At 70.7% G+C, this 19897-nt stretch carries 28 protein-coding genes; 1 reads left to right on the forward strand and 27 read right to left on the reverse strand.

All coding sequences use genetic code 11. The features are described 5' to 3' along the window. Positions 1 to 16: 16 nt before the first annotated feature. Genes rimI through glmS form a run of 6 tightly spaced genes read right to left on the reverse strand, consistent with a single transcriptional unit; the run spans position 17 to position 4921 of the window. Positions 17 to 478 (reverse strand): ribosomal protein S18-alanine N-acetyltransferase, encoded by a 462-nt coding sequence (rimI, locus tag AOM01_RS12025; RefSeq protein WP_062293868.1) that lies wholly within the window; start codon positions 476 to 478, stop codon positions 17 to 19. After that, positions 475 to 1083, reverse strand: a complete 609-nt coding sequence (tsaB, locus tag AOM01_RS12030; RefSeq protein WP_062293871.1) for a tRNA (adenosine(37)-N6)-threonylcarbamoyltransferase complex dimerization subunit type 1 TsaB — start codon at positions 1081 to 1083, stop codon at positions 475 to 477. Before tsaB ends, rimI begins: the two co-directional genes overlap by 4 nt. 4 nt (positions 1084 to 1087) lie before the next feature. Then, positions 1088 to 1597, reverse strand: coding sequence for a tRNA (adenosine(37)-N6)-threonylcarbamoyltransferase complex ATPase subunit type 1 TsaE (gene tsaE / locus AOM01_RS12035; protein ID WP_062293877.1), 510 nt, complete (start codon positions 1595 to 1597; stop codon positions 1088 to 1090). Continuing rightward, on the reverse strand, positions 1594 to 2700 hold the full coding sequence (gene alr / locus AOM01_RS12040; protein WP_062293881.1) for an alanine racemase: 1107 nt from the start codon (positions 2698 to 2700) through the stop codon (positions 1594 to 1596). Before alr ends, tsaE begins: the two co-directional genes overlap by 4 nt. Continuing rightward, the gene (locus AOM01_RS12045) at positions 2700 to 3053 is read right to left on the reverse strand and encodes a holo-ACP synthase (RefSeq protein ID WP_062293885.1); all 354 of its coding nucleotides are present in this window, start codon (positions 3051 to 3053) and stop codon (positions 2700 to 2702) included. Before AOM01_RS12045 ends, alr begins: the two co-directional genes overlap by 1 nt. A 2-nt stretch (positions 3054 to 3055) precedes the next feature. Continuing rightward, positions 3056 to 4921 (reverse strand): glutamine--fructose-6-phosphate transaminase (isomerizing), encoded by a 1866-nt coding sequence (gene glmS, locus AOM01_RS12050; RefSeq protein ID WP_062293888.1) that lies wholly within the window; start codon positions 4919 to 4921, stop codon positions 3056 to 3058. An 84-nt stretch (positions 4922 to 5005) separates the two neighbouring features. Between glmS and coaA the strand changes: the two genes are divergently transcribed. Next, positions 5006 to 5980: a type I pantothenate kinase gene (coaA, locus tag AOM01_RS12055; RefSeq protein WP_062293891.1), complete on the forward strand. Its 975-nt coding sequence runs from the start codon at positions 5006 to 5008 to the stop codon at positions 5978 to 5980. A 60-nt stretch (positions 5981 to 6040) separates the two neighbouring features. Here the strand turns inward: coaA and AOM01_RS12060 are convergent, their stop codons facing one another. The 21 genes from AOM01_RS12060 to rplR form a co-directional block, all read right to left on the reverse strand. Next, positions 6041 to 6778: a DedA family protein gene (locus AOM01_RS12060; protein WP_062293894.1), complete on the reverse strand. Its 738-nt coding sequence runs from the start codon at positions 6776 to 6778 to the stop codon at positions 6041 to 6043. A gap of 100 nt (positions 6779 to 6878) precedes the next feature. Further along, complete coding sequence (glmM, locus tag AOM01_RS12065; RefSeq protein ID WP_062293896.1) at positions 6879 to 8240, reverse strand: phosphoglucosamine mutase; 1362 nt, start codon at positions 8238 to 8240, stop codon at positions 6879 to 6881. Between the two features lie 10 nt (positions 8241 to 8250). Then, positions 8251 to 8730, reverse strand: a complete 480-nt coding sequence (rpsI, locus tag AOM01_RS12070; RefSeq protein ID WP_439645131.1) for a 30S ribosomal protein S9 — start codon at positions 8728 to 8730, stop codon at positions 8251 to 8253. Positions 8731 to 8758: 28 nt separating this feature from the next. Continuing rightward, complete coding sequence (gene rplM, locus AOM01_RS12075; RefSeq protein WP_062293900.1) at positions 8759 to 9202, reverse strand: 50S ribosomal protein L13; 444 nt, start codon at positions 9200 to 9202, stop codon at positions 8759 to 8761. A gap of 180 nt (positions 9203 to 9382) precedes the next feature. Beyond that, entirely contained in the window at positions 9383 to 10240 is an 858-nt protein-coding gene (truA, locus tag AOM01_RS12080; RefSeq protein WP_062293904.1) for a tRNA pseudouridine(38-40) synthase TruA, read from the reverse strand. Positions 10241 to 10278: 38 nt separating this feature from the next. Continuing rightward, on the reverse strand, positions 10279 to 10809 hold the full coding sequence (rplQ, locus tag AOM01_RS12085; protein ID WP_062293907.1) for a 50S ribosomal protein L17: 531 nt from the start codon (positions 10807 to 10809) through the stop codon (positions 10279 to 10281). Between the two features lie 18 nt (positions 10810 to 10827). Further along, positions 10828 to 11814: a DNA-directed RNA polymerase subunit alpha gene (locus tag AOM01_RS12090; RefSeq protein ID WP_062293909.1), complete on the reverse strand. Its 987-nt coding sequence runs from the start codon at positions 11812 to 11814 to the stop codon at positions 10828 to 10830. A gap of 154 nt (positions 11815 to 11968) precedes the next feature. Next, on the reverse strand, positions 11969 to 12358 hold the full coding sequence (rpsK, locus tag AOM01_RS12095; protein WP_061963598.1) for a 30S ribosomal protein S11: 390 nt from the start codon (positions 12356 to 12358) through the stop codon (positions 11969 to 11971). 3 nt (positions 12359 to 12361) lie between these two features. Next, complete coding sequence (gene rpsM / locus AOM01_RS12100) at positions 12362 to 12730, reverse strand: 30S ribosomal protein S13 (RefSeq protein ID WP_062293912.1); 369 nt, start codon at positions 12728 to 12730, stop codon at positions 12362 to 12364. A 125-nt stretch (positions 12731 to 12855) separates the two neighbouring features. Further along, entirely contained in the window at positions 12856 to 12969 is a 114-nt protein-coding gene (gene rpmJ / locus AOM01_RS14260; protein ID WP_062069916.1) for a 50S ribosomal protein L36, read from the reverse strand. Between the two features lie 48 nt (positions 12970 to 13017). Then, a complete protein-coding gene (gene infA / locus AOM01_RS12105; RefSeq protein WP_042213122.1) occupies positions 13018 to 13239 on the reverse strand; it encodes a translation initiation factor IF-1 in 222 nt (73 codons plus the stop codon). Positions 13240 to 13396: 157 nt separating this feature from the next. Beyond that, complete coding sequence (locus tag AOM01_RS12110; protein WP_169746561.1) at positions 13397 to 13669, reverse strand: hypothetical protein; 273 nt, start codon at positions 13667 to 13669, stop codon at positions 13397 to 13399. 190 nt (positions 13670 to 13859) lie between these two features. Further along, entirely contained in the window at positions 13860 to 14459 is a 600-nt protein-coding gene (locus tag AOM01_RS12115; protein WP_062293918.1) for a hypothetical protein, read from the reverse strand. Positions 14460 to 14562: 103 nt separating this feature from the next. Then, complete coding sequence (locus AOM01_RS12120; RefSeq protein ID WP_062293921.1) at positions 14563 to 15183, reverse strand: hypothetical protein; 621 nt, start codon at positions 15181 to 15183, stop codon at positions 14563 to 14565. A gap of 148 nt (positions 15184 to 15331) precedes the next feature. Continuing rightward, positions 15332 to 16141 (reverse strand): type I methionyl aminopeptidase, encoded by an 810-nt coding sequence (gene map / locus AOM01_RS12125; RefSeq protein WP_062293924.1) that lies wholly within the window; start codon positions 16139 to 16141, stop codon positions 15332 to 15334. Between the two features lie 2 nt (positions 16142 to 16143). Next, entirely contained in the window at positions 16144 to 16707 is a 564-nt protein-coding gene (locus AOM01_RS14465) for an adenylate kinase (protein ID WP_062293927.1), read from the reverse strand. After that, positions 16707 to 18005, reverse strand: coding sequence for a preprotein translocase subunit SecY (gene secY / locus AOM01_RS14470; protein ID WP_062293930.1), 1299 nt, complete (start codon positions 18003 to 18005; stop codon positions 16707 to 16709). The genes AOM01_RS14465 and secY overlap by 1 nt, the downstream gene beginning before the upstream one ends. A 79-nt stretch (positions 18006 to 18084) precedes the next feature. Beyond that, a complete protein-coding gene (gene rplO / locus AOM01_RS12140; RefSeq protein ID WP_082110234.1) occupies positions 18085 to 18747 on the reverse strand; it encodes a 50S ribosomal protein L15 in 663 nt (220 codons plus the stop codon). Further along, positions 18747 to 18929 carry a 50S ribosomal protein L30 gene (rpmD, locus tag AOM01_RS12145; RefSeq protein ID WP_062293932.1) on the reverse strand — a complete coding sequence of 61 codons (183 nt, stop codon included), beginning with the start codon at positions 18927 to 18929 and terminating at the stop codon, positions 18747 to 18749. Before rpmD ends, rplO begins: the two co-directional genes overlap by 1 nt. Before the next feature lie 2 nt (positions 18930 to 18931). Then, a complete protein-coding gene (gene rpsE / locus AOM01_RS12150; protein WP_062293935.1) occupies positions 18932 to 19501 on the reverse strand; it encodes a 30S ribosomal protein S5 in 570 nt (189 codons plus the stop codon). Between the two features lie 23 nt (positions 19502 to 19524). Continuing rightward, positions 19525 to 19896, reverse strand: coding sequence for a 50S ribosomal protein L18 (rplR, locus tag AOM01_RS12155; protein ID WP_062293939.1), 372 nt, complete (start codon positions 19894 to 19896; stop codon positions 19525 to 19527). Between the last annotated feature and the right edge of the window lies 1 nt (position 19897).

The following is a 19897-nucleotide window of genomic DNA, read 5'->3' on the forward strand; positions in this document are numbered from 1 at the left end:
GACTGAGCGTCCCGACCTAGGCCTCCGGCTGATACGCGGCCAGCTCCACCCTCATGACCAACGCGTCCACACCCTCGGGCTGGTAGTACTTGCGGCGGATCCGCACGTCCTCGAAGCCGTACGCCCGGTAGAGCCCCAGCGCGGCCACGTTGTCGACGGCGACCTCGAGCCACGCATCCGCCGCGCCCTCGCGACGCGCCTCCGCGAGGAAGTCGTCCATGAGGACGCGCGACAGCCCGCGCCCCCGCACCGCGGTCACCAGGGCGAGGTTCATGAGATGGAACGCGTCGCCGTCATAGCCGTAGACCGCGTAGCCCACCAGCTCGCCGTCGAGCACCAGGCCCCGGTAGCGGGTCAGCCCGTACAGGTAGTCATGCTCGATCAGATCGCGCGACCACGCGGACGCGCCGAACAGCTCCCGCTCGACCTCCGCCATCCACGGAAGGTCGTCCTCCGTGAGATCGCGCAGCTCGATCACGCGCCCGGGACCCCGTGCACGTCGGGACGGCGCAGGTACAGCGGCTCGGTGGACGGCTCGGCCCCCTCGGCCCGCAGCCGCGCGGCCACGCTCACCAGCAGCGCCGGGTCCGGGTCACCCTCGTGCGCCCCCGGGAAGGCGTCCGGGTAGAGCAGCGCGCCGCGGCCCACCACCGCACCCACGACCGGCACGTCGCCCGGCGCGCTCACCTCGGGGCCCGCGATCCGCACGCCGTCGCGGTAGGCGGCCCAGTAGACCTCCTTGCGCCGCGCATCGGCCACCGCGGTGACCTCGCCCGCCGCGGACGCGCCCAGCGCGTCGAGCGAGCACACGCCGTCGACCGGCACGCCCCACACGTGGCCCAGGGTCCGCGCGGTCATGAGGCCCACGCGCAGCCCCGTGAAGGGCGCGGGGCCGGTGCCGACCACGATCCGCTCGACGTCGCGGCCCGACGCGCCGGCCTCGTCCAGCGCCGCCTGGATGAGGCCGGACAGCAGCTCGGAGTGGCCGCGCGGGTTGAACTCGGAGCGGCGCGCGAGCACCTCGCCGGTCTCGGAGACGAGCGCGACGGCGATGGCGGAGGACGTGTCGAGGGCGAGGATCACGGGTCTAGCCTACGAGCGCGACGCCGGCCCAGCGGTCGCCGTGGGTGGTGAACGTCACGGTGCGGATGCCCTCGTCGGGGCGCTCCATGTCGACCTCGCCGCCCACCTCGCGCGCGATCACCACGTGCACGCGGTCCTGCGACAGCTGCTCCGCCTTGTCCTCGCCCCACTCGATCACGGTGACCGAGGACTCGACCGTGGTGTCGAGGTCGAGGTCGTCGAGCTCGGCGAGCGAGTTGAGGCGGTACGCGTCCACGTGGATGAGCGCCGGCCCGCCCACCTCGGACGGGTGGGTGCGCGCGATGATGAAGGTCGGGCTCGCGACGGGACCGCGCACGCCGAGCGCCGCGCCCAGCCCCTGGGTGAAGGTCGTCTTGCCGGCACCCAGGTCGCCGCTGAGGATCACCACGTCGCCCGCGCGCAGCCGCGGGGCGAGCACGTCGCGCGCGAGGGCGCGCATGGCGTCGCCGTCGGCGACGGTGAAGGTGGACGATGCGGCGGTCGGCTCGGTCATGCGGGGTGCTTCTCCTTCAGGCCGCCGAAGCGGCAGACGATCTCGTAGTCGATGGTGCCCGCCGCCTCGGCCCACTCGCGAGCGGAGGGGCCGTCGGCGCCGATGAGCACCACCTCGTCGCCCGCGTGCTCGGGCGCGTCGGGGCCCAGGTCGAGCACCACCTGGTCCATGCACACCCGCCCTGCGATCACGTGGCGGCGGCCGCCGATCGCGACGGGGCCGCGACCGCTGCCGGCGGCCCGGAAGATCCCGTCCGAGTAGCCCGCGGTGACGAGCCCCAGCCGTGTGGCGCGCGGAGTCGTGTACTCGTGGCCGTAGCTGACGCCCTCCCCTGCCGGGACGTCCTTGACGAGCGCGAGCGAGGCGGTCACCCGCATCGCGGGCTCGAGCCCCCAGTCGCCGCCGTCCGCGTCGGGCACCGGAGGGAGCCCGTACACGGCGATGCCGGGCCTCACCAGGTCGAAGTGGAGGTCGGGTCGGGTGAGGGTGGCGGCGGAGTTGGCGAGGTGGCGCACCTCGAGCGCGATCCCGCGCGCCTCGATCGCGGCGACGCCGTCGCGGAACACCCCCGCCTGGCGGTCGATGGTGGGGTGGCCCGGCTGGTCCGCCCAGGCCAGGTGCGACCACGCGCCCACGATCACCACCGCATCGTCCGCCGCGAGCGCGGCGTCGAGCAGCGCGGGAAGGCCCTCGGGGCGCACGCCCTCGCGGGACAGCCCGGTGTCGAGGCACACGTGGACGCGGGCGACCTCGCCGGCCATGCGGGCGGCCGCGACGATCATGTCGAGGACCTCGAGCGAGGAGGCGCTGAGGTCGACGCCGCGGCGGATGAGCAGCCGGAACGGCGCCTCGGGCCCGTAGAGCCAGCACAGCACGCGGCCGTCGTCGCCGGCCTCGCGCAGCGCGATGGCCTCGTCGGGCTGCGCGACGCCGAGCCAGGTCGCGCCGCCGGCACGCGCGGCCGCGGCGGCGCCCACCAGCCCGTGGCCATAGGCGTCCGCCTTCACCACCGCCATCACCTGTGCGGTCCCCGCGTGCGCGGCGAGGCGCTCGATGTTGCGCGTGATCGCGCCGTGGTCGATCGTGATCCGCAGGCGCGACATCAGCCCTCCCCGATGACCACGGCGGAGGCGATCCCCGCGTCGTGGGACAGCGACACGTGCAGCTGCGTCATGCCCAGCGCGGCGACGCGCGCCGCGACCGTGCCGGTCACCGCCAGGCGGGGCTGGCCTCCGTCCTCGCGCAGCACCTCGCAGTCGTGCCAGCTGAGGCCCGCGGGGGCGCCCAGCGCCTTCGCGAGCGCCTCCTTCGCGGCCCAGTTGGCGGCGAGGCTCGCGTGGCCCAGGTGCCGCTCGGCCGGCGTGAAGACACGGTCGAGGAAGCCCGGCGAGCGCTCGAGCGCGTCCTCGAAGCGGGCGATCTCGACCACGTCGATGCCGAGCCCCAAGATCGCCACGCTCACTCCACCGTGACGGACTTGGCGAGGTTGCGGGGCTGGTCGACGTCGTAGCCCTTGGCGGCCGCGAGCTCGAGGGCGAAGATCTGCAGCGGCACCACCGACAGCAGCGGCGTCATGAGCACCGGCGCCGAGGGCACGTAGAACACCTGCTCGGCGTGGTTGGCGGCCTCGGTGTCGCCCTCCTCGGCGATGACGAACGTGCGGGCGCCGCGCGCGCGGACCTCCTGGACGTTGGAGATCACCTTGGAGTGCAGCGACTCGCGGCCACGGGGGCTGGGCAGCACGATGAACACCGGCTGGCCCTCCTCGACCAGCGCGATGGGCCCGTGCTTGAGCTCGCCCGCCGCGAAGCCCTCCGCGTGGATGTATGCGAGCTCCTTGAGCTTGAGCGCGCCCTCGAGCGCGACCGGGAAGCCGACATGACGGCCCAGGAACAGGACGGTGCGCTCATCCGCCATGGAGCGGGCGAGCTCCCGGATGGGCTCCGAGGTGTCGAGCACCCGCTGGATCTTCGCGGGCATCGAGTCGAGCTGCTCGAGAAGCGCGAGGATCTCGTCGGGGAACTTGTTGCCGCGCAGCTCGGCGAGGTAGATGCCCAGCAGGTAGCCCGCCGTGATCTGCGCGAGGAACGCCTTGGTCGACGCGACCGCGATCTCCGGTCCGGCGCGCGTGTAGAGCACCGCGTCCGCCTCGCGCGCGATGGTGGAGCCCTGCGCGTTGACGATGCCGATCACGGTCGCGCCCTGCTGCTGCGCGTGGCGGACCGCCATGATCGTGTCCATCGTCTCGCCCGACTGGCTGATGGCGACCACGAGCGTCTTGATCGACACGATCGGGTCGCGGTAGCGGAACTCGTGCGCGAGCTCCACCTCGACGGGGATCCGCGTCCAGTGCTCGATCGCATACCGCGCGGTCAGGCCCGCGTAGGACGCGGTACCGCACGCGATGACGATGATCTTGTCGATGGACTTGAGGACGTACTCGTCGATCATGCCGCCGTCGAGCTGGAGGCGGCCGTGCTCGTCGATGCGCCCGCGCAACGTGTCCGCGACCGCCGTGGGCTGGTCGTGGATCTCCTTCTCCATGAAGGTGGCGAAGCCGCCCTTCTGCGCCGCCGAGGCGTCCCAGTCCACGTGGTACGGCTCCCGCTCGACCACCAGCCCGCGCGCGTCCGTGATGGTGACGCGGTCCGGGGTGATCTCGACCACCTCGTCCTGGTGGAGCTCGAGCGCCGTGCGCGTGTGCTCGATGAACGCGACCACGTCCGAGCCGAGGAAGTTCTCGCCCTCGCCCAGGCCGATCACCAGCGGGCTGTTGCGCCGCGCGCCCACCACGGTGCGGGGCTCGCTCGCGTCCACCGCGAGCAGCGTGAAGGCGCCGTCGAGGCGGCGCGTGATGGCGCGCATCGCGTCGGCGAGCGACTTGCCCGAGTCCACCTCACGCGCGAGCAGGTGCCCCGCGACCTCGGTGTCGGTCTCAGAGAGGAACTCGACGCCCTCGTCGAGGAGCTCCGCGCGCAGCGCCCCGAAGTTCTCGATGATGCCGTTGTGGATGATCGCGAGGCGACCCCCCGCCGCGAGGTGGGGGTGCGCGTTCGCGTCCGTCGGCGCACCGTGCGTGGCCCAGCGCGTGTGGCCGATCGCGGCGGTCGCCGCATCGAGCGGGCGTTCCGCGAGCTGCTTCTCCAGATTGACCAGCTTGCCGGCCTTCTTGCGCATGCCCACGCGGGACGGGTCCTCGGTCACGACGGCGATGCCGGCGGAGTCGTATCCGCGGTACTCCAACCGCGCCAGACCCGACATCACCACGCCCTGCGGGCGGCCGCCGGGCGCGCCCGACCCCACATATCCGACGATTCCGCACATGCGCGCCAGTCTAGATGCCACCCCCGGACCTGCCGCGCAGGCCCGACCCGCGCATCGTCCCCCTGCGCTCGGCCCCGCGGGACGATGCGCAACAATGGGCGGGTGAACGAGGCACGACGGTCCGACGCCGGGACCCCCTACGTCACCCTGACGCGCGACGAGTGGGCCGCCCTCGCGGACGCGACGCCGCTGCCGCTCACGGCGGAGGACGTCGCGCGGGTGCGCGGGTTGGGCGACCCGATCGACATCGCGGAGGTGGACCGCATCTACCGGCCGCTGTCGCGGCTGCTGGATCTCTACTCGGGCGCGACCGGCCTGCTCCACAGCGCGACCAGCCAGTTCCTGGGCGAGCGCGCGTCGCGCACCCCGTTCGTGATCGGGGTCGCCGGGTCCGTCGCCGTGGGCAAGTCCACCACCGCGCGCCTGCTGCGCGAGCTGATGGCCCGCTGGCCCAGCTCGCCGCACGTCGCGCTCGTCACCACGGACGGCTTCCTCTACCCGAACGAGGTCCTCACCGAGCGCGGCATCATGGCGCGCAAGGGCTTCCCCGAGTCCTACGACCGTCGCGCGCTGCGCGACTTCATCCTCAAGGTGAAGTCGGGCGCCCCCGAGGTGCGGGCGCCCGTGTACTCGCACCAGGTGTACGACATCGTGACGGACCAGGAGGTGGTGGTCCGCCAGCCCGACGTCCTCATCGTGGAGGGGCTCAACGTGCTGCAGACCTCCGGCGCACGCGAGCCCGGCGCCTCGCAGCTCGCGGTGAGCGACTTCTTCGACGTGTCCATCTACGTCGACGCCCACCCGGACGACATCCGCCGCTGGTACATCGAGCGCTTCCTCGCGCTGCGCGAGTCCGCGTTCGCCAAGCCGGACTCGTACTTCCACTCCTACTCGACGCTCACCGACGACCAGGCCGTGGCCGTCGCCGGTCAGGTGTGGGACACCGTCAACGCCCCGAACCTGGCCCGCAACATCGCGCCCACGCGGTCGCGCGCGACCATCATCCTGGGCAAGGGGCCGGACCACCGCGTCGAGTCGGTCCGCATGCGCAAGCTCTGACGCGTCGCGACGGACGATGCGCGGGTCGCGCCCGCGCGACGCGCCGGTCGGGCGAGGGGGTCAGGCGCCCTCGTCGTCCTTGCCCTGGCGCCGCTCGCGACGCGGCGGCCGCACCTGGAGCTCGCCGGTCATCATGCGCTCCTCGATCTGCGCAGACAGGTCCGGCATCTCCGGCTCCGCGAAGCCCAGCCGCGCCAGGATCTTGTCGATGAGGATGCCGATCACGATGCCGCCGATGACGCCGACCGTGATCGAGACCAGCAGGTTCTCGAAGATCGAGCCCGCCCAGATGCCGAGGGCGGTGCCGTACGTCGCCCAGATCGCCACGGCGACCGCGTCGACGATCATGAACCACTGCCGGGGGTACCGCAGCGCGCCGGCGGTGAGGTTGACCGCGACGCGTCCCATCGGGATGAAGCGCGCGGCGATGATGAAGGTGGTGCCGCGGCGCTCGAGCGTCGACTCGGCCCAGTCGAGGGTCTTGCGCACCCCCGAACGGGCGAAGAACGGGTGCTTGCGCACGTCGAACCTGGAGCCGATGAGGTACGCGAGCTGGTCTCCGCACCATGCACCCGCGGCCGCGAGGATCCAGATGAGCCACACCCACGGCGAGCCCGTCTGCTTCCATGCGGTCGCGGTGGCGATCACCACCGACTCGCTGGGCAGCACGGGGAACACTCCGTCGAGCAGCGACAGGACGAAGACGCTCGGGTAGATCCACAGCGACTCCATGAGCGACTCGACCCAGACCTCGACCGCATCGATGCCGTCGACCAGGATGTGCCAGAGCTCGTTCACGCGCTCAGTCTCCCAGGTGGGCGGGGGCGCCGCGATGGGGGGATCACCTGATCGGTGCCGCCGTGGGGATGAGCGTCACGCCCGCTGCGGAGGCCGACTGCTACAGCGACAGGCGCTCGCGCACCACGGTGGCGAGGGCCTCGGCGTGACGCTGGGCGTCCTCCGGCGTGGATGCCTCGACCATGACGCGCACCAGCGGCTCGGTGCCCGACGGTCGCAGCAGCACGCGGCCGGAATCGCCCAGCTCGCGGCGCGCGGCACCGACCGCGACCTGCAGGTCGCGGTCCGTGTGCACCCGCGACCGGTCCGCGCCACGCACGTTGATGAGCACCTGCGGCAGGGTCTCGATGCCGGCGCACTGCACGCGGAGAGCGCCCTTCGCGGCCACCCGCGCCGCGACCAGCAGCGCCGACAGCACACCGTCGCCCGTCGTCGCGTAGTCGGACACGATGATGTGTCCCGACTGCTCCCCGCCGAGCGTGTAGCCCGCGTCGCGCATCGCCTCGAGCACGTAACGGTCACCCACGGCGGTCTCGACGATGTCGATGCCCTCGCGCCGCATCGCCTGGTGCAGCCCGAGGTTGCTCATGACCGTCGCGACCAGCGTGGAGCGGTACAGCGTGCCGGCGTCGCGCATCGCGATCGCGAGCAGGCCCATGATCTGGTCGCCGTTCACCACGGCGCCCGTGTGGTCGACGGCGAGGCACCGGTCGGCGTCGCCGTCGAAGGCGACGCCCAGGTCCGCTCCGTGCTCGACCACGGCGGACTGCAGCGGCCCGAGGTGGGTCGAGCCGACGCCCTCGTTGATGTTGAGCCCGTCGGGCGACGCGTTGATGGTGGTGACGCGTGCGCCGGCGGCGGCGAGCGCGGCCGGTCCCACGGAGCTCGCGGCGCCGTGCGCCGCGTCCACGACCACGTGGACACCCTCGAGCGGCGCGTCCGAGCCCGCGAACGAGCGGACGGCCGACACCACGTGGTCCACGTACTCGCCGGCGAGCGGCGCGGACGGCACGATCCGCCCGACGGCCTTGCCGAGCGGCCGTTCCCAGGCCTCGCCCACGCGTGCCTCGATGGCCTCCTCGACCGAGTCGTCGAGCTTGTGGCCGCCGCGTGCGAAGAACTTGATGCCGTTGTCGGGCATGGGGTTGTGGGACGCGGAGATCACCACACCCAGGTCCGCCTCCGTGGAGGCGGTCAGGTACGCCACCGCGGGGGTGGGCACCACGCCCACGTCGAGCACGTCGACGCCGGCGGAAGCAAGACCGGCCGCGACAGCCGCGCTCAGGAACTCGCCTGAGACGCGGGTGTCGCGGCCGATGACGGCACGGGGACGGTGGCCGGAGAACTCGCCCCGCTCGCCCAGCACGTGAGCCGCCGCGACCGAGAGGTCGACGGCCAGCTCCGCGGTGAGGTCGCGGTTGGCAAGGCCCCGGACACCGTCCGTGCCGAAGAGTCGCGCCATGCGCGAGAGGTTAACGCTTCGAGTACTGCGGCGCGCGGCGGGCCTTCTTGAGACCGGCCTTCTTGCGCTCCACGATGCGGGCATCGCGGGTCAGGAAGCCGGCCTTCTTCAGCGCCGGGCGGTTGTTGTCCTCGTCGATCTCGTTGAGCGCACGGGACACACCCAGACGGAGCGCGCCGGCCTGACCGGACGGGCCGCCACCCTGGATGCGGGCGTGCACGTCGAACTTGCCCTCGATGTCGAGGAGCGCGAACGGCGAGTTCACCAGCTGCTGGTGCACCTTGTTCGGGAAGTAGTCCTCGAGGGTGCGGCCGTTGATGACCCAGTTGCCGGTGCCGGGCACCAGGCGCACGCGGGCCACCGCCTCCTTGCGGCGGCCGAGGCCGGCGCCGGGGGCGAGGTTGGTCACACCCTTGCCGCGCTCGACCGCGGTCTCGGAGGTGTACTCGGTCGGGGTCTCGTTGTCGACCTCGGTCGTCACATCTGCCACTTTCATCAATCCTTAACTGCTGCGGCGCTTACTGCGCGACCTGGGAGATCTCGAAGGGCTGCGGCTGCTGCGCGGCGTGGGGGTGCTCCGCACCCGCGTACACCTTGAGGTGCTTCAGCTGAGCAGCGCCGAGCTTGGTCTTGGGAAGCATGCCCTTGACCGCGTTCTCGATGACGCGGCGGGGGTTCTTCTCGAGGAGCTCGCCGATCGGGACGGCGGAGAGGCCGCCCGGGAAGCCCGAGTGGCGGTACACCATCTTGTCGGTGAGCTTGTTGCCGGAGATCGCGATCTTCTCGGCGTTGATGACGATGACGAAGTCACCGCCGTCGACGTGGGGCGCGAAGGTCGCCTTGTGCTTGCCGCGGAGCAGCGAAGCGGCCTGGGAGGCCAGACGACCGAGGACCACGTCAGTAGCGTCGATGACGTACCAGTTCTTGGTCACGTCACCCGGCTTGGGAGAAAACGTACGCACTGTGAAGCCTTACTTCTACTCGATTCGGTGGACGGCGCCGAGGCGCCGCGAAGCAATTCGGTCGGCGGGTCCTGCGGCGGCGAGTGGGAGGCACCGTCCACGAGGGAACGCACAACGACGCACCATCATACGCGCGTCACGCGGGAATCTCAATCCGGGCGCGGGCGCGGCGCGCGTCGGTCACGGCAGGGTGCGCCGCCCTCGGGTAGCCTCGGCGCGCGCGGCGAGCAGCGCATCGTCCGGATACGCCACCTCCTCCAGCGTGAGGCCGTGCGCGGGCGCCACCGCGATCGCCTGCGAGCGGCCCTCGGTGGCCGCCACCATGGCGAGCCAGTCGAGGTCGCGACGCCCCTGCCCCACGCTCAGCAGCGCGCCCACCAGGGAGCGCACCATCGAGTGGCAGAACGCGTCCGCCCGGACCGTCGCGACCACCAGGCCCGTGTCGGGGCCCTCCGTCTCGCGCCGCCAGGAGAGCTCGGTGAGGTCGCGGATGGTGGTCGCGCCCTCGCGACCTCGGCAGAACGCCGCGAAGTCGCGCAGGCCCAGGAGGGTGGACGATGCGCGGTTGAGGGCGTCGACATCGACCGGGCGGTCGACGGCCAGGACGTGGCGGCGGGTCAGGACGTCGGGCACCCGGTCGGTGACCCGGTAGGCGTAGCGCCGCTGCGTCGCCGAGAAACGGGCGTCGAAGCCCGCCGGTGCGATCGAGACCGACCGGACCACCGCATCGTCCGGGAGCACGCCGTTGAGGCGGGACAGCAGGCCCTCGGCGGGAGTGCGCTGCGCGCGTCCCGGCATCCGCGCCCACGCGGCCGTCTCGATGTCGACGTGGGCGACCTGGCCGCGCGCGTGGACCCCGGCATCGGTCCGGCCGGCGACGGTGACGCGGGGATACGCCTCCTGGTGGACGATCCGCGCGAGGGCGTCCTCGAGGACGCCCTGGACGGTCCGCAATCCGGGCTGCGTCGCCCAGCCGGAGAAGTCGGTGCCGTCGTAGGAAAGGTCGAGGCGGGCCCGCACGATCTCTGAAGTGATCATGCGGACCCGCCTCGGGATGCCTTCAAGGAAGGCGGAGACTACTTGGTCTCGGCGGCGTCGTCGGTCGCCTCGGCCGCGGGGGCCTCGGTCTCCTCGACAACCTCGACGGTCTCGTCGGCGACGGGCGCCTCCTCGACCTTCTCGGCCTTCTTCGGCGCGGCCTTCTTGGCGGCCTTCTCGGCCTCCTTGGTCACGGCCTTCTTGGCGGGGGCGCCGAACTCGACGAGCTCGATGACGGCCATGGGGGCGTTGTCGCCCTTGCGGTTGCCGACCTTCGTGATGCGGGTGTAGCCGCCGTCACGCTCGGCGAAGCCGGGGCCGATCTCCGCGAAGAGCTTGTGGACGACGCCCTTGTCCGAGATGATCCCGAGCACCTTGCGGCGCGAGGCGAGGTCGCCGCGCTTGGCGAAGGTGACGAGGCGCTCGGCGTAGGGGCGCAGGCGCTTGGCCTTGGTCACGGTGGTGGTGATGCGGCCGTGCTCGAACAGGCTCTGCGAGAGGTTCGCGAGCATGTGACGCTCGTGCGCGGGACCGCCGCCCAGGCGGGCGCCCTTGGTGGGGGTAGGCATGATTGAGAATTCTCCTTGTTACTCGTCGCTGCCCGAGAAGTACACGGACGAGCTGCTGTCGTACTCGACGGCGCTGTCCTTGAGGGAGAAGCCCAGCTCGGCGAGCTTCTCCTTGACCTCGGTGATCGACTTCTGGCCGAAGTTGCGGATATCCATGAGATCCGCCTCGGAACGTGCGGTGAGCTCGCCCACGGTGTGGATGCCCTCGCGCTTGAGGCAGTTGTAGGACCGCTGCGTGAGGTTGAGCTCCTCGATCGGCTGGTTGTAGTCCTCCTCGAGCGACTCGTCCGTGTCCGACGGGCCGATCTCGATGCCCTCGGCGGCCTCGTTGAGGCTGCGGGCGAGCGAGAAGAGCTCGACGAGCGTCGCTCCGGCGGACGCCACGGCGTCGCGGGGCGAGATCGAGGACTTGGTCTCGACGTCGATGACCAGCTCGTCGAAGTCCGTGCGCTGCGCGACACGGGTGGCCTCGACCTTGTAGGTCACCTTGAGGACGGGCGAGTAGATCGAGTCGACGGGGATCTGGCCGATCTCCGCGTCGTAGCTCTTGTTCATCGCCGCGGGCACATAGCCGCGACCGCGCTCGACCGTGAGCTCGACCTCGAACTTCGCCTTCGCGTTGAGGGTCGCGATGTGGAGGTCCGGGTTGTGGATCTCGACGCCGGCCGGGGGCTGGATGTCAGCACCGGTGACGACGCCCGCGCCCGACTTGCGCAGGTACATCACGACGGGCTCGTCGTTCTCCGACGAGACCACGAGGTTCTTGAGGTTGAGCAGGATCTCGGTCACGTCCTCCTTCACCCCGTCGATGGTGGTGAACTCGTGGAGGACGCCCTCGAAGCGCACCGACGTCACGGCCGCGCCCGGGATGGACGACAGCAGCGTGCGGCGGAGCGAGTTGCCGAGCGTGTAGCCGAAGCCCGGCTCGAGCGGCTTGAGCGAGAACTGCGAGCGGTTCTCCGAGATGACCTTCTCGGTCAGCGTGGGACGCTGTGCGATCAGCACGGTTGTTTCCTTTCCGAGCATCCGCTATCTGATGCTCGAGCGTTCCCCGCCGGGTTCGGTCCGGCGGGGGCCAGAAGCCTGGAATGGTGCGGTCACGGGCCGATGCGCCGCATCGGCCCGCGACCGGGAGCGCGTGTCACCACGCGCGGGCGTGCTAGTTGCGGCGGCGCTTCGGCGGACGGCAGCCGTTGTGCGCCTGCGGGGTGACGTCCTTGATGGAGGTCACCTCGAGGCCGGCGGCGGTCAGCGAACGGATCGCGGTGTCGCGGCCCGAACCGGGGCCCTTGACGAAGACGTCGACCTTGCTCATGCCGGCGTCCTGCGCACGGCGAGCGGCGGCCTCGGCGGCCATCTGCGCGGCGTACGGGGTGGACTTGCGGGAGCCCTTGAAGCCCACCTGGCCCGACGACGACCACGACACGACGGCACCCGAGGGGTCCGTGATGGAGATGATCGTGTTGTTGAAGGTGGACTTGATGTGCGCCTGACCGTGCGCGACGGTCTTCTTGATCTTCTTGCGCGGCTTGCGAGTAGGAGCGGCCATGTCTTACTTCTTCTTTCCGGCGACGGTCTTCTTGCGGCCCTTGCGGGTGCGGGCGTTGGTCTTGGTGCGCTGACCACGGACGGGCATGCCGCGGCGGTGGCGGAGACCCTGGTAGTTACCGATCTCGACCTTGCGGCGGATGTCGGCGGCCACCTCGCGGCGCAGGTCGCCCTCGACGGTGAAGTTGGCCTCGATGTAGTCACGGAGCGCGACGAGCTGGTCGTCGTCCGCGTCCTTGACGCGCAGGTCCGGGCTGATGCCGGTCGCTGCGAGGATCTGCTCGGCGCGGGTGCGGCCGATTCCATAGATGTAGGTAAGTGCGATCACCATGCGCTTGTCGCGCGGGATGTCGACACCGACGATGCGTGCCATTGCTGGATCTACTCCATCAGTAGTCGGAGGTCTGACGCTCGACCGCCCCGCTCATCAGTCGCGGGCCCCGGCCTCCGAGCCGGGGGTTTGATGCATAGGGTCGAACGAGGATGTTCTGGGTGTGTCTAGCCCTGACGCTGCTTGTGGCGCAGGTTCTCGCAGATGACCATCACTCGGCCATTGCGTCGGATCACCTTGCACTTGTCGCAGATGGGCTTGACGCTGGGCTTAACCTTCATGGTTCTTTCCTGCGTCGTCGTCGCGCACGGGTGCGCTCGGACGGCGGCTCACTTGTAGCGGTAGACGATGCGGCCGCGGGACAGGTCATACGGGCTGAGCTCCACCACCACGCGGTCCTCGGGGAGGATCCTGATGTAGTGCTGGCGCATCTTCCCGGAGATGTGAGCGAGCACCAGGTGCCCGTTCGTCAACTCCACTCGGAACGAAGCGTTCGGCAGTGCTTCCACCACCACGCCCTCGACCTCGATGACTCCGTCTTTCTTGGCCATTACTCCGCTAACGTTGGTTGACAGGGAATGCGGGCGCGCAAAAACGCCCAACGGAAAACTATACGGCAATCTCCGGCCCGTCTCAACCAGGGCCGCGCATCGTCGCGCGGCGGAGGGGCGTCCCTGCCCCGGCGGGCGGCGCCGCCCCGGAGCCGCCTCAGCGGAACGAGTTGCGCAGACGCTGCACCGCGAGACCCGAGATGCGCGGGTCGCGGTGGTCCGCGAGGCGGCGCACCACCGACGACGGGGTGCGGGCGTTGCCCAGCAGCGCGCTCAGCACGTCGAGGCTCGAGTCGTGCCCCAGGGACACGAGCGCGCCCATCGGGCAGTCGGTGCGCGCGGCGACCGCGGCGCGCACGTACGGGTCTCGATGGACCGCGAGAGGAAGGAGCTCGGAGCCGTTGACCTCAGGGTCGAGCGCTCGTGCCACGTCCTCGGACGCCCCGCTGGCCGGAACCACCACCGCGTACCTCCCGCACTTGTCGTGTGGTCAAGTATCCTCCGGAACCTCGGGGATACGGGTCAAATCGCTGTGAGGAACCAGACATCGCGATACGTATCCGACACACGGGTGGGGGCGGGGTGCCTCGCCTCGCGCGGAGGGGCCGTGCAGACGCCCGTCAGTGCGCCGGCCTCGCCGAGGGTCGCGGCGGCACCGACGGTCGCGGCGGCAGCACCCGGTCCGGACGGTCCCCCACCGGTGACCGATCCTCGGGACGGGGATCGCGCACCGTGGCCCCGCGATCGACGAGCTCCGCGACCACGGCTCCGGGCGCGGCGACCACCTCGCCCGCGAGCGCGCGCCGAGCGAGCCGGGACACCTCCTCCCGGCGATGCCCCGCGAGCCGCTCGAGGACCCCCCGCGGGGTGGCGGCGTTGCGTGCCAGCGCCTTGAGGACCGCGAGGTCGCGATCCGCGACCAGCACGCCCGCGATCGCGCCGGCGAGGCCGGCGCCCGACGCCAGCGCGACGCGGACGGACGCCTTCCTGTCGTGCGCGAGCGTCGCCTGCATGCCGAGCGGGCAGTCGGGGCGCGCGGCGATGGCCTCCCGGACGGCCGGCTCGCGGTGGTCCGCCAGGGCGAAGAGCCGCTCCCGCGCCAGGCCGTCGGAGCGCGCCTCCATCACCACGGCCCGCAACCCGTCGTCGCGCGCCTCGGCAGCCACCGGCACGCCGGATGCCGCCATCAGCGCCCGGGACCACCCGTCGTCGCCCACCATGACCTCCCCGTATCGGTGACGGGAGGCTAGGCGCCCCGCATGAGCAACGGCTGTCGCTCAGGTGACGACACGGTTGCCGGCGGGCGAACCGTGGGTAGCGCGGTTATGCGTCGACGGGCGGGCGGAAGCCCCGCACCGGCGCGGTCCTGGTCGGACGCGCCGGCAGCGGCTCCTGCTGATCGACCGCGGGGTCGACGGTCGCCATCGCCTCGTCCGCGGCCGCCTCGAGGCTCGCCGCGGCGCTGTCGGCCAGCATGGCCGCACGCCGCGCCTGGGACTCCTCGAACACGCGGTCGCGCAGCTCGGGCGTGTGATGGTCCTCCGCCGCGGCGCCCAGAGCGCGCGCATCAAGCGCCGCACCTGCCGCCGCGCGCACCTCGCTCTTCCGGTGGGAGGCGAGCACCTCGAGGATGTCCTGCGTGACCGTCGGGTTGGCGGCGACCGCGCACGCGACCGCGGGCTGGCGGTCATGAGCGAGATAGTCGAGGATCGAGTGCAGGATCCTGGGGTTGGCCGCCATCGCCGCGCGCACCGGCACCGCGTGATCGTGCGCGAGCGTCACCATGAGCCCGAACGGACAGTCCTCGCGCCGCGCGATGACCTCCCGCACCAGCGCGTTGCGCGACGCGCCGAGCTCCTGGACCCGCTCCTTGGTCAGCTCCGGCGCGGCGGCCTCGTCGACATCCGCGCTCGCCCCGGGAGCATACGAAAACCCTCGCGCCATGGCGCCCTCCTCAGCAGGCCGGCGCCCGGAGCGCCGGTTGAGCCGACGCTAACCGCCCTGCTTTGCGCCTGCATACCGCCGAGGTAACGCTTGCGTGAACGCGTGTGCTGTCCGCCACACCAGGGACGATGCGGCAGTCGCCTCTCCCCTAGGGCGCGACGGGGGTGACGCCCAAGGGCGCCAGCCTCGCGGCTCCGCCATCGGCGGCCGTGAGCACCCAGATCCCGTCGTCGTGGACGGCGATCGAGTGCTCCCAGTGCGCGGCCCGCGAGCCGTCGAGCGAGACGACGGTCCACTCGTCGTTGAGCACCGCCGAGTCGGGCGTGCCGATCACGAGCATGGGCTCGATCGCCAGGCACATGCCGGGCTTGACGCGGGGGCTGCGCCCGCGCACGCGATAGTTGGGGACGTCCGGCTCCATGTGCATCTCGGTGCCGATGCCGTGCCCGACGTATCCCTCGAGCGGATGGAGGCCCGCCTCGTCGGCGACGTCCTCGACCGCAGCCGAGACGTCGGAGATGCGCTCCGCCGTCGCGAGGGCCGCGATGCCGGCCCAGAGCGCGCGCTCCGTGGCCTTGACGAGGGCGGTGTCCGCCTTGGCCAGCGGCTCCCCGATGATGAAGGAGATCGCGCTGTCGCCGTGCCAGCCGTCCACGATCGCGCCGCAGTCCACCGACACCAGGTCGCCTTCGGCCAGGACCCGGTCGCCGGGGATTCCGTGCACGACCTCCTCGTTCACCGAGACGCAGGCGGTCGCGGGGAAGCCGTGGTAGCCGAGGAAGTTCGACGTCGCTCCGGCCTCTGCGATGACGCGCGCGGCGGCGGCGTCGAGGTCCGCGGTGGTCGCACCCGCGACGGCCGCGTCCTTGGCCGCGGCGAGCGCGTGCTGGACGATCACGCCCGCACGCGCCATCACCCGCATCTCCTCGCGGGTCTTGAGCTGGATGCGACCTGACATCGTCAGCGCGCGACGGCGGTGACGAGGCGCTCGGTGACCTCGTCGATCTCGCCCAGGCCGTCGACCTGGACCAGGAGCCCACGCCCGGCGTAGAAAGCGGTGAGCGGCGCCGTGGAGGTCGCGTAGACCTCGAGGCGCTTGCGGATCACCGGCTCCGTGTCGTCCGCGCGACCCTCGATCTCGGCACGCTTGAGCAGACGCTCGGTCACCACGTCGAAGTCCGCGGTGATCTCGATCGCGACGTCGAGCTCCACGCCCAGATCGGCCAGCATCGAGTCGAGCTCGACGGCCTGCTCGGGGTTGCGCGGGTAGCCGTCGAGGAGGAACCCGGCCGCGGCATCGTCCTCGGCGAGGCGGGCGCGCACCATGGCGTTCGTCACCTCGTCGGGGACCAGCTGACCCGCGTTCATGTACTCCTGCGCCTTGCGGCCCAGCTCGGTGCCGCCCTTGACGTTGGCGCGGAAGATGTCGCCCGTCGAGATCGCGGGGACACCGAACCGCTCCGTGAGGCGGGCGGCCTGGGTGCCCTTGCCGGCGCCGGGGGGACCAAGGAGGACTGCACGCATTACTTGAGGAACCCTTCGTAGTGGTGCTGCTCCAGCTGGGACTGGATGCGCTTGACCGTGTCGAGACCCACACCCACGAGGATGAGGATGGATGTCCCGCCGAACGGGATCGAGTTGGACAGGCCCAGCGCGACGAACAGCAGAGTCGGCACCAGCGCGACGATCGCGAGATAGAGCGAGCCGGCGGCCGTGATGCGGGAGAGGACGTAGTCGAGGAACTCCGCGGTGGGAGTGCCGGGACGGATGCCCGGGATGAAGCCGCCGTACTTCTTCATGTCGTCGGCGACCTCGGTCGGGTTGAACGTGATCGCGGTGTAGAAGTACGCGAAGAACACGATCAGGAGGATGTAGAGCGCGATGTGCAGCGGCGCGCTCGACCGCGCGACGTGGTCGTTGAGCCACACGACCCATCCGGACGGGTCGGTCCCCTGGAACTGGATGATGACCTGCGGGATGGTGAGCAGCGACGACGCGAAGATCACCGGGATGATGCCCGCCATGTTGATCTTGAGCGGGATGTAGGTCGACGACCCGCCGAGCATCTTGCGGCCGACCATGCGCTTCGCGTACTGGACCGGGATGCGGCGCTGCGACTGCTCCACGAACACCACGGCCGCGATGACGATGAGCAGCACGATCGCCGTGAAGAACGTGTTGCGGGCACCGTTCGACGAGTTCCAGATCGAGGAGACGATGCCGGGGAAGCCCGCGGCGACCGAGGTGAAGATGAGCAGCGACATGCCGTTGCCGACGCCGCGCTCGGTGATGCGCTCGCCGAGCCACATGATGAACACGGTGCCCGCCGTCATGGTCATCACCATGGTGAGGATGACGTTCCACGAGTCGTTCGGGATGACCGGGACGGAGCATCCGGGGAAGAAGATGTCGTTGCGCGCCATCGTGATGTACGAGGCGGACTGGATCGCGGCGAAGCCGACGGTGATGTAGCGCGTGTACTGCGTCAGCTTCGCCTGGCCCTCGGAGCCCTCCTTGTGGAGCGTCTCGAAACGAGGGATGAGCACGCGCAGCAGCTGCACGATGATCGACGCGGTGATGTACGGCATGATGCCGAGCGCGAAGATCGACAGCTGCAGGAGCGCGCCGCCCGAGAACAGGTTGAGGATGGCGAAGCCCGCGTTGGTGCTCGTCTGCGCGAGGCAGAGCTCGACGTTGCCGTAGTCGACGCCGGGCGTGGGGATCGCGACACCGAGCCGGTAGACGGCGATGATGCCGATGGTGAAGAGGAGCTTCCTCCGCAGATCCGGGGTGCGGAACGCACTCATGAAGCCACTCAGCATTGATCCTCCAGGGAAATCAGAACAGGTAGAGGATACGCGACCGGGCCCGTCCTTCAGGACGGGCCCGGTGCGATCACTGCTAGCCCTCGTTGACCGAGCCGCCAGCGGCCTCGATCTTGGTCTTCGCGGACTGCGAGACCTTGTCGGCGTCGACCAGGGTGACCTTGACGGCGATCTCGCCGTCACCCAGGACCTTGACGGGCTGGTTGCGGCGGACCGCACCCTTCGCCACGAGGTCCGCCTTGGTCACCTCGCCGCCCTGCGGGAACAGCTCGGAGAGCTGGCCCACGTTGACGACCTGGTAGTACACCTTGAACGGGCTCTTGAAGCCACGCAGCTTCGGGATGCGCATGTGGATGGGCGTCTGACCACCCTCGAAGCGCTCCGGAACCTGGTAGCGAGCACCGGTGCCCTTGGTACCGCGGCCCGCGGTCTTGCCCTTCGAGCCCTCACCACGACCCACGCGGGTCTTCTTGGTGTGCGACCCGGGGGCCGGACGGAGGTGGTGGACCTTGAGGGTCGTCACCTTCTCCGCGGGCTCCTCCACCTTGGGCTCGGCCTTCTTGGCGGCCGGCTTCTTGGCGGCCGGCTTGGCCTCGTCGGTCGCGGCCTTCTTGGCAGCGGGCTTCTTCGCAGCAGCGGGCTTGTCAGCCGCAGCCTTCGCCGGAGCCTTCTTGGCGGCCGGCTTCTTGGCGGGCTTCTCCTCGACGGCGTCGTCCGCCGGCTTCTTGGCCTCAGCCATCAGTCAACCTCCTCAACGGTGACCAGGTGGTCCACCGCCTTGACCATCCCGCGGATCTCGGGACGGTCCTCCTTCACGACGATGTCGCCGATGCGCTTGAGGCCCAGCGACCGCAGGGTCTCGCGGTGCTGCGGCTTCGTGCCGATCGCCGACTTCTTCTGAACGACCTTCAGTCGTGCCATGACTAGTTCACCCCCGCTGCCTGCGCGCGGAGCATCGCGGCCGGGGCCACGTCCTCCACCGACTTGCCGCGACGGGCCGCGACGGCCTCGGGGCGCTCGAGGCGCTTGAGGGCGTCGACGGTCGCGTGCACGATGTTGATCGCGTTCGACGAGCCGAGCGACTTGCTCAGGACGTCGTGGATGCCGGCGCACTCGAGCACCGCGCGCACCGGACCACCGGCGATCACACCGGTACCCGGCGACGCGGGACGAAGGAACACGACGCCCGCGGCGGCCTCACCCTGCACGGCGTGCGGGATGGTGCCCTGGATACGGGGGACGCGGAAGAAGTTGCGCTTGGCCTCCTCGACACCCTTCGAGATCGCGGCCGGCACCTCCTTCGCCTTGCCGTAGCCGATGCCGACGTTGCCCTCGCCATCGCCGACGACCACGAGAGCGGTGAAGCTGAAGCGACGACCACCCTTCACGACCTTGGCGACGCGGTTGATGGTGACGACGCGCTCGACGAACTTGTTCTCCGGCTCGCTGTCGCGGCGGTTGCCGCCACGGCGGCCGCTGTTGTTGTCAGCCATAATTCCTCACTCCTGGCCGCGCCCTAGAGGGCGAGGCCCGCCTCTCGGGCACCGTCGGCCACGGCGGCCACGCGGCCGTGGTACTTGTTGCCGCCACGGTCGAAGACCACGGCCTCGATGCCCGCGGCCTTGGCGCGCTCGGCGACCAGCTGGCCGACCTTCGACGCCTTGGCAGACTTGTCGCCGTCCATCGCGCGGACGTCGGCCTCGAGGGTCGACGCCGAGACGATGGTCTTGCCGACGGTGTCGTCCACGATCTGCGCGACCATGTGGCGCGAGGAGCGGGAGACCACGAGGCGGGGACGAGCAGCGGTGCCGGAGATCTTCTTGCGCAGGCGGAAGTGACGGCGCTTGCGCTGAACCGCCTTGCCCTTGCCCTTGATTGCGATACCCATG

The organism is Demequina phytophila, assembly GCF_000971135.1.
Lineage (GTDB): Bacteria > Actinomycetota > Actinomycetes > Actinomycetales > Demequinaceae > Demequina > Demequina phytophila.